The organism is Pseudoalteromonas sp. C12FD-1 (assembly GCF_037414265.1).
Taxonomy (GTDB): Bacteria; Pseudomonadota; Gammaproteobacteria; order Enterobacterales; family Alteromonadaceae; genus Pseudoalteromonas.
This window is the reverse complement of the sequence record NZ_JBBEVD010000030.1, coordinates 1-14,259: the sequence shown is the minus strand read 5'-3', so window position 1 is coordinate 14,259 and position 14,259 is coordinate 1. Positions and strand designations below refer to the sequence as shown.

Annotated in this window: 6 protein-coding genes and 1 pseudogene; 6 read left to right on the top strand and 1 reads right to left on the bottom strand. The window is 39.8% G+C overall.

The window, feature by feature from the left end; translation table 11 throughout:
- Positions 1–226: 226 nt before the first annotated feature.
- From WDB87_RS00195 to WDB87_RS00175, 5 genes are all read left to right on the top strand, one after another.
- Positions 227–2,482, top strand: coding sequence for an acyl-CoA dehydrogenase (locus WDB87_RS00195; protein WP_286249251.1), 2,256 nt, complete (start codon positions 227–229; stop codon positions 2,480–2,482).
- Positions 2,483–2,716: 234 nt separating this feature from the next.
- Entirely contained in the window at positions 2,717–10,528 is a 7,812-nt protein-coding gene (locus tag WDB87_RS00190; protein WP_337848678.1) for a SpvB/TcaC N-terminal domain-containing protein, read from the top strand.
- A gap of 99 nt (positions 10,529–10,627) precedes the next feature.
- Positions 10,628–11,062 carry a hypothetical protein gene (locus WDB87_RS00185; RefSeq protein ID WP_286247851.1) on the top strand — a complete coding sequence of 145 codons (435 nt, stop codon included), beginning with the start codon at positions 10,628–10,630 and terminating at the stop codon, positions 11,060–11,062.
- Between the two features lie 205 nt (positions 11,063–11,267).
- Positions 11,268–11,699: a KAP family P-loop NTPase fold protein gene (locus WDB87_RS00180; protein ID WP_337848655.1), complete on the top strand. Its 432-nt coding sequence runs from the start codon at positions 11,268–11,270 to the stop codon at positions 11,697–11,699.
- Positions 11,700–11,711: 12 nt separating this feature from the next.
- Complete coding sequence (locus tag WDB87_RS00175; RefSeq protein ID WP_286247854.1) at positions 11,712–12,716, top strand: transposase; 1,005 nt, start codon at positions 11,712–11,714, stop codon at positions 12,714–12,716.
- A 208-nt stretch (positions 12,717–12,924) separates the two neighbouring features.
- On the opposite strand, the pseudogene WDB87_RS00170 reads toward WDB87_RS00175, so the two are convergent.
- Positions 12,925–13,317 (bottom strand): annotated as a pseudogene (locus WDB87_RS00170) (IS110 family transposase); the annotation flags it as partial.
- Between the two features lie 128 nt (positions 13,318–13,445).
- Between WDB87_RS00170 and WDB87_RS00165 the strand changes: the two are divergent.
- Complete coding sequence (locus WDB87_RS00165) at positions 13,446–14,042, top strand: glutathione S-transferase family protein (RefSeq protein ID WP_286244630.1); 597 nt, start codon at positions 13,446–13,448, stop codon at positions 14,040–14,042.
- Positions 14,043–14,259 lie beyond the last annotated feature (217 nt).

Sequence of the window (14,259 nt, the reverse complement as noted above, 5' to 3'; positions counted from 1 at the left end):
GTGGCTGCGTTTTTTTATGGCTAAATAAAATTTGATGTTTTAGGCATGATTGCGGCTAAAAAGTGTTTTTCAGCGCACAAGTGTAAGCCTTTTAGATTCAACAGTTTACGTCACCGTAAAGAAAATAAATTGAAAAAACTGTTAATTAATTGAATAGAGTAATTGATCTAAACTCATTTTTATGACGTAATGTAGGTATTATTTATCTGGTCGGATGAGTTCAATCATGAGTTTACGTACAAAATTAAAAAAAGTATTACCAAGTATTTCAATCACTGAACAAGAAGCGCTAGACGCGGGCGATGTGTGGCTAGAAGGGTCTATCTATCAAGGTAAGCCAGATTTTAGCGCGCTGCGCGATGTTCCTGCCGCCACATTAAGCGCAGATGAGCAAGCATTCTTAGATGGCCCAGTACAAGAGTTACTTGGCATGATTGACGATTCAGTTATTCAAAATGGTATTCACTTACCAGATGACATATTAGAATTTTTGAAAAAAGAGCGTTTTTTCTCGCTTATCATTCCTAAATCGTTTGGTGGTTTAGAGTTTAGCCCTTATGCAAACTCAACTATTGTGGCAACCATTGCAACTAAAAGCTCTGCAGTAGCAGTAACCGTTATGGTTCCTAACTCTCTAGGCCCAGGTGAACTACTACTTCACTTTGGTACGCAAGAGCAACAAGCACATTACTTACCGCGCCTGGCAAACGGCAGAGACATTCCCTGTTTTGCACTAACAAGCCCAGAGGCGGGTTCTGATGCAGGCGGTATTCCAGATATTGGTACTGTAACCAAAGGCATGTACAACGGCGAAGAAGTACTTGGCCTTGAAATCACATGGGACAAGCGCTACATCACATTGGCACCCATTGCAACGGTACTTGGTTTAGCGTTTAAAGTAGTGGACCCTGAGGGTTTACTAGGCGGCAAAGAAAATTTAGGTATTACCTGTGCGCTTATTCCTAAAGATCACCCAGGTGTAGAGCTCGGTAACCGTCACGATCCTATGGGTATTCGTTTTTATAATGGTACTACACGCGGAAACAAAGTATTTGTACCAATGGACTTTATTATTGGCGGCCAGAAAAACATCGGCCGCGGCTGGCAAATGCTGGTTAGCTGTTTAGGTGCTGGCCGTGGTATTTCACTACCTGCATTGGGTGTAAGTACATCACAAGTGGCGTTTAAATCAGCATCTGAATACGCAGCAGTACGCGAGCAGTTTGGTTTAGCAATTGGCCAGTTTGAAGGCATTCAAGAAAAGCTAGCAGACATTGCAGGTAAAACGTACCTTCAAGAAGCAATGCGCGTACTTACAACTGAAGGCTTAGGCATGGGCTTAAAACCATCAGTTGTTACAGCAATCGCTAAATACCACATGACAGAGCTTGGCCGCGACGTGCTAGATTCAGCAATGGATATTCAAGCAGGTAAAGCAATTCAAAATGGTCCGCAAAATACCCTTGCAAGCGGTTATGTTGCACAACCAATTGCAATAACGGTAGAAGGCGCGAACATTCTTACTCGTAACCTGATGATTTTTGGTCAAGGTGTTATGCGTTGTCACCCATATTTACAATCTATGGTTGAATCTATTCATAGTGAAGATAAAGGCGCTGATGCAGAATTTAACGGCATTTTACGTAAAACAATTGGTTACAGCACCGCAAACAGCTTACGTGCGTTCCGTTTAGGTGTTTTACCATTTACTGCAAGTGCAAACTCAGCGCTACCAGAAGTACGTGAATACGAAAAAGCCGTGCATAAATTATCAGCTAAATTAGCGGTGTACGCAGACTTCTCGTTACTTGTACTTGGTGGTAAATTAAAACAAGCCGAAATGCTTTCAGCACGTTTAGGCGATGTAATGAGCTTTTTATATGCGGCAATGGCATCAATCAAGTATTACGAGCAAAAAGTAGCGAGCAGCGAGCGTGAGCAAGCAGCACCTTACTTCCATTACGCAACTCGTTTTGCACTGCAAAGCGCTGAAGAAGCATTGCATAAGTTTTTAGATAACTTCCCTGCAAGTGGTACTCGTAAGTTTATACGTTTTGTAACTATGAACTACTCAACTAAAATGCCAAAAATTAGCGATGATTTAATTCGCGAATTAGCTAAGCAAGCGCAGCTTGATACTGCATTTAAAGCGCAAATTACGCATTTAGTTAAACCAGTAGAGGGTGATGGTCATTACATTAATGAACAAGCCTACAAAGCTAAAATGGCATCACTTGGTGAGCTAGCTAAAGTTAAAAAAGCACTGCGCGCTAAAACAATTAAGCCAGGTACACGATTTGCTATTACACTTGATAACGCACTAGCGGCAAACGTAATTACCGCGGCTGAGCACGCGCAATTAGTTGATTACAACAAAAAGCGTGAAAAAGCGATTCGTGTAGATGAGTTCGATTTTGATATGAACTTACTAGATGACAACGCACAGCCAGTTAACCCACTTAAAAGTGTAGTTAATCAATAAAATTCAATGATGCTAAGCGCCCGCAGTATCGGCGCTTTTATTCATGATTAAAAAATTAGTGTGGAGCCTCGTTTGTTTAAAACCAAGCGGGGCTTTTTTATATTAACAATCGAATTTAGTATTCAGAGGTGTCGCTCCATTAGTTCGATTACATGAAATTGTTACGGAAATGTAATTATGTAAATATTAAATAAAATAATAATAACAACCAACAAGGATTGTTTTGTGAAATATATGTTGTGCTTTTTTCTATTCGTTTTTCCTTTAATGTCTTCGGCTGTTACTGATAAATTTAATTTAACTGAAGATGGAAGTAAAACAGTTAGAATTTGGGAGGTTTGGCGTGTTATAGGTGCACGGGAAGCCTTTTTTGGAGCCGCCATTATAAAACCAAAAAACGGGACTTTAAGTTTTAATACAGATTCATTTGTTTATAAACCAAAGGCTAATTTTTGTGGTGTAGATACAACAACGATAAATGTCTCATTGATAGATTCTGGCAATAACCCAATTAGGTCTATATCTCTAGAATCCGATGAGCTTGTTGAGTACTCAACAAGTCCTATTTTAAATATTATCCAAAGCTTTTTTGCCTTTGCAACAAAAGATAATGTAGATAAGCCTCGAATACAATACGCATCCTATAGAACCTATTCAGCTAATTATCAAACTGTAAGCCAAAATGTGACTCGTTATCCTGTTAAGCTTACTTTTAATGTTGCATGTGTGAACGATTCACCAACGATCACAAACATAACGAATCAGTCAACAAACGAAGACACCACAAAAGCGATAAGCTTTACAGTGGGTGATGTTGAAACAAGCACTTCAAGCCTTGGTCTTTCTGTTGTAAGCAGCTCAAACACTTCACTATTGCCGACGAATCGCATTGTTTTTGGAGGGAGTGGCGCTTTACGGACAATGAGCATGTCTCCGGTGGCGAATAGGTATGGGTATTCAGACATTCGTATTCGTGTTAAAGACAGTAACGGTGCGACGAGAGACGATACATTTAGGCTCACTGTAAATAGTGTGAACGACGCACCAACGATCACAAACATAGCGAACCAGTCAACAAACGAAGACACCACAAAAGCGATAAGCTTTACAGTGGGTGATGTTGAAACAAGCACTTCAAGCCTTGCCCTTTCTATTGTAAGCAGCTCAAACACTTCACTATTGCCGACGAATCGCATTGTTTTTGGAGGGAGTGGCGCTTCGCGGACAATGAGTATGTCTCCGGTGGCGAATAGGTATGGGTATTCAGACATTCGTATCCGTGTTAAAGACAGTCACGGTGCGACGAGAGACGATACATTTAGGCTCACTGTAAATAGTGTGAATGATCGGCCACGTATTACTGGAACTAATTCGATTAAGCTGTTGACTAATGAAAGTATCGGTATTGATTTTAGTGTTAGTGATGAAGAAACACCTTTGGGTTCTTTAAGATTGGATGTTGATGCTATGAATCCATCATTATTTAAAGAGCTAAAAGTTACTTTTATAAATGGAAAAGCCCACCTTGTAGTTGAAGCCTCAAGCCAAAGTGGAAGTACTAATATAGTTCTAAGGGTAACAGATGAGAATGAACTCGTTACCACTGAGTCTATAAGTGTATTAATTCAATCACCAATAGAATTAGCAACAGAGACCTCGGTTATTATTCCTTTAGATAAAGAGTCTACTGATATTGTAGCACCAGACTTTTCAGCAATTGGTGCAATTAAGGGGCAGGCTAGTGTAAGTGGTGGTGCGGCTACATATCAACTTCCGATTCAGCTTACCCCTGGGCGTTCTGGAATGCAGCCAGAAATATCATTAAATTATTCATCTCGTAGTGGTAATGGTATTGCGGGTGTTGGGTGGGCTCTTTCAGTTGGTTCTAGTATTACACGCTGCGCTGCAACTTATGCACAAGATGGGTTTACACAAAGTCCACAATATAATAGTAACGATCGGCTTTGTTTAGACGGCCAGCGTTTAATTGCTACATCGGGTAGTTATGGTAATTCAGGCACACAATACCGCACTGAAATTGATAGTTTTGTGCGTGTAACGCAAAGTGGCTCACTAAATGGCACATCTACGTGGTTTAAAGCTGAGTATAAAAACGGTCGAGTGTCATATTTTGGTAAAACAATTGACTCAAAAGTAATACATGAAGGTAGGACCGCTACTTATTCGTGGTTGGTTGAATATCAACATGATGCAACCGAGAATAATTATATTCATTATGACTATGCCTTATATGGAACTGCAGAGTTGTTGCTAGATCAGATTTCTTATACCGGTAGCTCGGTTAATAATAAAGGAGAGCAAAAAGTACAATTTATTTATGAGCCGAGAAATAAAATACACGAACGCTTTTCGTTTGGAGGTCGCTCAGTTGTTACACAACGACTCCACAAGGTTGATATTTTTAACGTTAATCAAAATGTTTGGAGTTATGAGCTAAATTACCAAAAGAGTACTGCATCGGGTAAAGAACTATTAGATGAGGTTTCTCAATGTTTTAGCAATAATTATTGCTTACCTTCAACTTTATTTACTTGGAATAATACTCAAGAAGTATTAATACTGGAGCCTTTAGGCGGGGAAAGTAACATACTTTATCCTAACGAAAAATCAATAAGCAAGGTTTTACCAAGAGGCGATGTAAATGGTGATGGCGTAAGAGATTGGTCAGGTTATTTTGTTAATGCTGAGGGGGACTTTAGCCACAACAATATAGCGTTAGATTCATGCCAGTTTAACCGATTTACACTTAGACATGAATGCAGCCAAGGGGATATTGACTTAGATGGAATAACTGATGAATGGTCAATTAAAAATCAAGAGTTAATGTTCGATTTGTCTAGTGAAGGATTAATTTCGACAAATATCGAAATGCCTCCTTCTTTAAAACCTGAATTAAGAGAAAGCCATATACGGCAAATTGCAGATTTTAATAATGATGGTTGGCCAGACATATTACTTTATATTGCAAGTGATATACCTAAAATTGAACTTTACTTGCATCAAAAAAATGTAAGCAGACCTTACGTTCGTCCTGAATTTAGCTTTAGTCTTACAAAAGGTACAGCTAGCGATTTGTATACCACTGTTCTTTTAGATGACTATACAGTATTAGGTGATATTAGCGGCGATGGCACAATAGATATAATGCATGTTAGTACGGGGGCTAAAGATATTATTCCGCCATTACAGGCCCGCCCAAAAACACTACTTTTAGGTGATGATAATTATCAAAACGATCATGCCTTGCCATTTAGTGTTACCTTAGGAACGCTAAAGCCCCAGTTGAGTATGTTTATTGACTTAAATGGTGATGGATTAACTGATTGGCTTGGGTGGGAATATAACGAAAATATTATTTCTCTTACTTATAGGTTAAATAAAGGGGAATTAGTATTTACGCCAAAACATACCCTTAGTAACAATCTTATCGAAACGGTAGAGCAGAAGGTACTTTATAACGCTGGGGAGTGGGTAACGCGCAGAGTACCTAAATATGGAAGAGGCTTTCTTATTGAAGATATTAACTATGACGGAATATCTGAACTATTGATGCCAGGTAAGCGGTTACTGACCCGCTGCACTTCTTTAGGTAGAAATCGTTTTTGTGGTGATCAGTTATATGGTGAATGGGAAACACGACCAGGAGATCGAAGCTCTTTAACCCCAATTGATAGTAGTTCACTCGATAAAAGTATTTATCAATTTGATGCATTACATTTTAGTCAAAATAGTGCCGGGGAGTTGAGTGTAACAAAAAGCGAAACAAATCTGGTGGGGAACCCATATGATTCAGCATTTGTTGATGCATACGGAACAGGCTTAAGAAGCTTAGTATTTAATCATACATCAGAGCCTGGCTTTTCTAATCAAGGAAATGCTGAGGGGACTTTTTCTGCATATACTGAACAATACGGTGTGTTTATAAATCGTAATTACGGTACTGGTTCAGGAGTGAGCGGTCGTGATTATGCCCCTGTAGATCTTATGTTAGCAGCTAAAGATGGCCTAGGTAAAGAAGCCAAATGGCAGCAACGACCATTATCGAGTAGCAAAGTTGAATATGATTTACTGAGAAACAGCATTATATCAGAGCCAGGGTATATTAATTTTGCATCTAGCATGTACGTTGTGAATTCATTCCTGCAAAGTAATGGTTTGAACGACACGACAGAAACAGCGTATAGCTATGCAGGCGCTGTGTATAACCAGTTCGGCCGTGGTTTTATGGGCTTTAAAAGCATTATAGAAAAAGATGTAAGTCGAGGGCTCGTGACACAATCAGACTTTAAACAAGTCTTTCCGTATCAGGGTAAGTTAGAACGCCAAGCTACTTTTGCGGTAAATGACTATAACGTGCGAAGTTATAATTTATTACAATCAGCAAGCCTGGAAGCTAATGCATTAAGTTATTCAAGTACTGACTGGCAGGATAACCTGAACCATACTATATCAGGTGTTTATAATGTATATCCTCGTTCTACAACGCAGCTAACGCGAGATCTTGATTCTAAAAGTGTTGTTACATCTACCAATAAAACCATAATTGGAATTGATGAATATGCAAATGTAACAGCCAACTCGGTAGAGATTAATGACGACTGGGGAGTATATACAACATCCCAAACTAGTACTTATCAGAACGATAAAAGCAGTTGGTGGTTAAATAAACTCACTAATAAAACAGTGATAAAAAACGCAATTAAAGAGCGTAATAGTAATGACCCAATAACGAATGTAACACTCGATCAAAAAACATCTAATACAACTGTTTATTCTCAATATCATAGCAGTCGTCAGGCTGGTGTAGTCGAAATTAGTGGTAAAATAGGCTCAGCTATTTCGGGTAATGGCAGTACAGTTACGACTGCTTTTAATGATTACGGCTTACCGCACCTTGTAAGTCAAACAACTAAAGTACGCAACAGTAGCGGCAGTTGGGTTGACCAAACGCGGACGACATCAACTACGTACAGTAAAAATGGCATCAGCGAGGCAAGCGACGGCTATTTCCCCCACAAGCAAATCAATGCTAAAGGGCATATAAGTTATACCAATGTGAACCCCGCTACGGGGCAAGTAACACAAACGCGCCAACAACTCAGTGGCAGTAATTATCAAGTAACCAACTATGGCTATGATGATTACAACCGTCCGTACAGCGTTCAAACTGCGGGTATGCCCATTCAGTACAGTGCAGTACAAACACCGGATACACAAGCTCCCGAACACGCAGCTTTACAAGTCTTAAAGGTGGCAGCCGGGCAACCAGCCCAAAAAATCTATATAGATAAGTTAGGTCGTACACTACGCACTGCCGTACAAGGTTTTGATAGCGATTGGATATTCAGTGATGTTGTTTATAACAGTGTAGGTTATAAAACATTTGAATCTGTACCACATAAAGAGCATGCCTCAGTATTTGGTACATTTTATACCGCACACGATACACTCGGTCGCGTAACTGAAAAAGTAACCAATCAACATTGCGGTGATATGACTACAAACTACGAATACAGCGAACTTGCCACAGGCATAACAGTTTATGATAGTTGTTATGGCATCACGCTAGATATGTCGCGTACTTACAATAGCCTTAAGCAGCTAATGCAAACAACTGATGCAAACAATGGAATTACACGTTATAGCTATAATGGGCAAGGGTTACCAATCGTTATTCAAGATGCTAACGGCAATAACATTGTGGCAATGTACAATGCACTTGGTCAAAAAGTGCAGGTAAACGATCCAAATCAAGGTATCACTAATTTTCAATATAATGGTTTTGGTGAATTACAACATGAATCCCGAGCGGATAATAAAACCATCAGTTATGTAACCGATGTACTTGGGCGCGTTACACGACGCACCGCGACAGGTGAAAATACGTTAGCGTATAGCTATGATGGCGCTACCTATGGCCTAGGGCAGTTAAATCAAGCGGCAGGTAATGGCGTAACAAAAAATTACGCATACGATAGTCGAGGCCGTCCTAGTAGCCAAACTATTATTGGTAGTGGTAAAAGCTACACAACAACCACATTTTACGACAGTAACTATGGCCGTGTAAAAGGGCTACGTTACCCGAATAACCTTACCTTAGAGTACATTTATAACGATGCAGGCTATCAAACGCAGGTAAAAAATGCCGCCAGTGGCTATGTGTTTAAAACTATCACTGAACATGATGTGTTTGGTAATATATCACAGGGGACATTAGGTAATGGGTTAAGTGAAAATACCGCTTACAGCCTTAAGAATGGTCAGATGACCCTTAAAACCATTGCAAAAAATAACAGCAATATCATGAGTATTAATTACTCAGCGTATGATGGGTTTGGTAATTTAAAAGCTGTTGATATCACCTCGGGGAGTATTGGCAACCAGCACAATTTTAGTGAAAGTTACAGCTACGATGCACTGCACCGTTTAGAAAGTAACGCTGTTAATGGCATTACCACGATTGACTACAGCTATGATGCGGTGGGCAATCTGTTATCTAAATCGGATTACGCCTCACAATACGATTACACTAACGGTGCAACAGGTGGCCCGAATGCAGTAAAGCGTGTGCTACGCAGCGGCAGTTGGAAAGTATTTAGTTATGATGCACGTGGAAATATGACGCGAGGTGATGGGCTTACAAGTGCAACGTACAATGCGATGGATAAACCCACACAAATTATAAAAAACGGTAAAACCCTCACCTTTACCTATGGCCCACAACACATGCGCTTTAAGCAAGTGAATGGCAGCGTAACCACTTTTTATAGCGATAAGTTGTATGAAGAAGAAATCGACGGCACTAAAACCACATGGCGAGCTTACATAGACGACATAGCCGTTATAAGCCAAACGACAGGGGCCAGTGCAAGTATTCGTTATACCCATCGAGACCGCTTAGGCAGTGCACGGGTATTTACCGACCATAACGGACAAGTAGAAGCAGAGCGAAATTTTGACCCATTTGGTAAACCACGGCTAGCCAGTGGCGGCTTAAAAGCATTTGGAGATTCAAAACTCGGTGATATGGCGGATGCCAAAACACGAAGAGGCTTTACTGACCACGAACATTTAGATAATGTAGAGCTCATTCATATGAACGGTCGGGTGTACGATTATAACCTTGGTCGGTTTATGTCTGTAGACCCTGTGATCCAAAGCCCCGGTGATAGCCAGAGTATCAATCCATACTCCTACATCATGAACAATCCACTTGCTGGAACTGATCCAACAGGTTACTGCGCAGCAGCAACAGGCACTAGGATCAAGTCCTGTGGTGATATGAAGGTTGAAGTTAAGGTAGATGGTAAGACTGTAGGTAGTACCGTTGTGAAAGATGTTAATTTCAGAAATGGTGCAGAAGTTAGTGGTGCTATGGCTAAAGGTGCCGGACAAATCGGGCAAGCTATATCTGATTTGGGAGGGCAGCAGAATATAGCCAAACAGCAAGAGCCATCGAATTCAAATTATTCTCAGACTGGTGTAGATGAAGAGGTCGAACCGAGGTCTTCAGGGACTGGTGTCACAGATTACTCCACTGAAGGAACAGCGGAAGAGCGTCAAAGGCGTTTTCAAGCACTCAAAGACTCTCCTTTAGGGAAGGAATATAAAAACTTGAGCTTTGAGGATGTATATATTGGGACTGAAGTCAAAGGTGGGAAAAGCCAAAGGTATGAATTTACAGATGCCGAAGTTTATCAAAAATGGCTGAGAGCTGATGTCGGGTCTGATATAAGGAGAACATCATTGAATGCGGAACGCACGAATTACTTCTTGTTCGATACAATCACGTTATATCGAAGTAGCTTGCTTGGCTTTAAAGGCACATTTTATGTGCCAAAAGATTACAACGGTGGCAAAATCTCTGGAACCTTTTCCCCAATTGAGAGGGGCCTTATTAACTTAGGTCATGAGATTTCTCATTCTCGAGGTATAGAGAATGGTAATAACTCGGTGGCCCATAGGCGATCAAATATGCTTGGGTTGCAGAACTGTCAATCGGCGGGCTATTGTCAAAGCTTTTAATAGGGGGCGGTAAATATGATTAGATGTTGTACTTGGGCATTTCTTTTAACAGTCTCACTTTTTTCTTTAGCTTGCCCACCAAGCAATGAAGGAAATGGTATGGATAGTCTAGATATAGAAAAACTAACTTTACCTGGCTGGATAAAGAAGCCTATCAGTTCAGATGTTAACCTGGTGATATTCTCTCCAGATGAAAATGATGCTGACTCTGAAATACTAATTCAAAGGCTAGTTACCTTAGATAGCAGCTCTTTGGTACAAGTCCGGGAGATGTTGTTAGAAAAGCTGGGGAAGGAGGCGACTATTGCTCCTTTACTTTCTCACGACGGAGCTATTCTAGAATATGAAGCTATTACTGAAGTTGTGTTTGAGGGGGATGCTTATCAAAGCAAAGAAAAGGTTCTATTACATCAATATTTATTTAAATTAAACAACATGATGTATGGCTGTTCCCTAAAGACTAAGGAAGCAAAAATTAGTAAATATAGAGCTGATTTTAAGATGCTTTGTTTAAAAGTGGCTCGTAAAAAGTAAACATAATTATTAGTCATGATGAATAGACCGGCCAAGCGCCGGTCTATTCTTTGCCCGAGGTGATCAGTTTGCCCAGCGTGGGGAAAAGGGTCATCCATTAATCAGCCGTGTCAAGTTGGCAACAGGGGATTGGCACTGTTGTGGAGTTTAACTTTTGTACAAACGCACCAACTATAAATAAATATAATAATTAAAGGAGCAAAGGATGCTTTGGCCAGATAATGAATCAAAGATTGATCTACTCAATTACCAAGCGATTAGTTCTGCGATCATAAAGTTATTGTCAGACACAAGTCGTTTACCTGTTTCTGTAGGTGTTCATGGGGATTGGGGAGCTGGAAAATCTAGCATATTAGCCATGCTTGAAAATTCCTACCAAGATGATGAAACTACAGTATGTATACGGTTTAACAGTTGGTTATTTCAAGGGCTTGAAGACGCTCAAACAGCTTTAATGCAACAGATCACCTCTGATTTAATAAAAAAACGAGGAAAGATTGAGGGCTTTAAACAGCAGGCTAATGACTTTCTCGACCGAATCAATAATAAAAAAGGACGGCAAATAAAAAAGGACAGGCATAATTCTTTTTGCAAAAATCATAGTATCAACTACTGTTATTACATACAGTATAGCTAAGGTTGTTATTTTATGACTCGCGCAAGAAAAAAGCTGATTGATTTAGCGTCCACATCTTATTATCACTTAATCTCACGATGCGTGAGACGCGCATTCTTGTGTGGTGATGATAAATACACAGGTAAAAACTTTGATCACCGTAGGGCGTGGTTAGTAGAGCGAATTAAGTTATTAAGTAGCGTGTTCGCCATAGAAATTGCTGCTTACGCGATAATGAGCAATCACTACCACCTTGTTGTGAACGTCAATAGACGTCAAGCACTAGATTGGTCTGATGATGAAGTAATTGAACGCTGGTATCAACTCTATAATGGTCACATGTTGGTTGATCGCTACTTAAATGGTGAGCAGTTAGATAAACATAGTTTACTTTTCTTCAATGAGATTATCGCTAAATGGCGAGAAAGGTTGTATGACATTAGCTGGTACATGAAAAATCTCAATGAATATATAGCCCGCGAGGCCAATAAAGAAGATAACTGCACCGGAAAGTACTGGGAAGGGCGCTATAAATCACAAGCATTATTAGATGAAACCGCAGTACTCAGTTGCATGGCCTACGTTGATTTGAACCCCATCAGAGCAAATATAGCCGATACGCTTGAAGACAGTGATTTCACCTCAATTCAAGAACGTATAGCGCATTTCAAAGCCTTTACCACAGACACGGTTAAAGCGAATAAACCCTTCAAACAAAAAGATACTGTTCAGCATGAAAGTCAACCAGCACAGCTAAAGCCATTTGGTGGTAATCATATTAAAGGCACGATCCCCTTTGCCTTACTGGATTATATTGAATTAGTCGACTGGAGTGGCCGCCACATAGATCCAAAGAAAAAAGGGCATATCAACAAAAGCATACCAAAAGTACTCCTGAGGTTGAATATAGAAGAAGCGCAATGGCTTGAATCAATTCAACGTTTCAGGCAGCAGTACTCAAATTTTGCAGGCAGCAAACAACGGTTAAAGCAGCAAGCCGCCAGCAACGATGTAAAATGGTACAAAGGCGCAGGTTGAACAGTTGCATCTTCATTGGTTTGTTTAAAAAACACGTTATTAAACAAAGTGTCGACTTCGATTTGCCTTTTATACCTAAAATTCCTGCCAAGCAACTGAATTCTAAGTGCTGTAACTAACACTAACAGTGCGCAAAAAATAATGATACGGTTACCCACGATGGGAGAAGCGCAAAATGTTCTGAAAAAATATGTGTCTGTCCTTTTTTACTCTCATCTTCAGGCTCAGGAACATAAATAGGTGTTAAATCTTCAGATTTGAGTAATTTAGCAAGCTTAAGGGCATCACGTTTATCGGTTTTAATCTTCTCACCTGGCTTTTTAGGAATAAGAGAGGGTGCAACCACATAACAGCAATGGCCAAGGCTGGTAATTAATCGGTAAATCCAATAACCACAAGGGCCTGCTTCATAGACAAAGTGTAGCGTTGCGCCAGGGTATTTGGATTCAAACTGACGAACAAGCTTTTGAACGGCCACTTTGGAAGAAGAAATTCGGCCAAGATGAACGGGTTGCGCGCCTCTATGTTCTTCAATATAGGCGACTTCATTGAATTCTTTATGTGTATCAAGTCCGATAAAAAGTATGCTATGTTTGTTCATGTTAGCCTCTGCTATTTAGTTATTTGACAAACTAATTATGGCTCTGGCTTTGAATTAAGCTAACCCACGAAAAGCGGAGGCTAACACCGTGTGGGAGTCATTATGTCTATATGCCGAAGGAGAGTTCAGTGAAGATCTATGGAGATATTCAATCAGGTAATTGTTATAAGGTAAAACTTTTAACATCGCTTTTAGACATCAAACATGAGTGGGTTGATGTTGATATTTTAGCAAAAGAAACACAAACTGATTCCTTTTTAAAAATGAATCCAAATGGAAAAATTCCATTACTTGAGTTAGATGATGGGACTTATATTTCAGAATCTAATGCTATTCTAAATTACCTTGCCTTTGAAACACCGTTAGCTGGTAAAACACGTTTTACTACTTCTAAAATACTAGAGTGGCAATTCTTTGAACAATATAGCCATGAACCCTATATTGCTGTTGCACGGTTTATTTCTAAATACCTCGGGTTACCCGAAGATCGTATATCTGAGTATGAGGCTAAACAATTAGGTGGTCATAAAGCTTTAAAAGTTATGGAAGAGCAGCTGAAATTAACGCCTTATCTTGTTGGCTCTGAAATAAGTATTGCTGATATATCATTGTATGGGTATACACATGTTGCACATGAGGGTGGATTTGATTTGTCAGAATATCCATCGATTCAACAATGGATAGACCGGATTCAATCCGATCCTAAATATATAGGTATGGAGTAATCGGCATATAACAAGCCAATTAAGACGGGACTGCTAACAGCTTGCTCGGTTCCGCTTCGCTACACATTTTAGCAAGCTATTATCAGCCCCTTATTTGGGGTGTTATGTGTCCCGTCTTATCCGAATATTTTACAAAAGGATTTATTATGAGAATTGGTGTAAGCGTCTAGCAAAATACACCTGCCAGTAACTCAGTAAAATGATTAAGCTATTTCCA

Bases quoted from the DNA above. Each gene is read 5' to 3' on its own strand.
- WDB87_RS00195 (WP_286249251.1), top strand. From the start codon at position 227: ATGAGTTTACGTACAAAATTAAAAAAAGTATTACCAAGTATTTCAATC.
- WDB87_RS00190 (WP_337848678.1), top strand. From the start codon at position 2,717: ATGTTGTGCTTTTTTCTATTCGTTTTTCCTTTAATGTCTTCGGCTGTT.
- WDB87_RS00185 (WP_286247851.1), top strand. From the start codon at position 10,628: ATGGATAGTCTAGATATAGAAAAACTAACTTTACCTGGCTGGATAAAG.
- WDB87_RS00175 (WP_286247854.1), top strand. From the start codon at position 11,712: ATGACTCGCGCAAGAAAAAAGCTGATTGATTTAGCGTCCACATCTTAT.
- WDB87_RS00180 (WP_337848655.1), top strand. From the start codon at position 11,268: ATGCTTTGGCCAGATAATGAATCAAAGATTGATCTACTCAATTACCAA.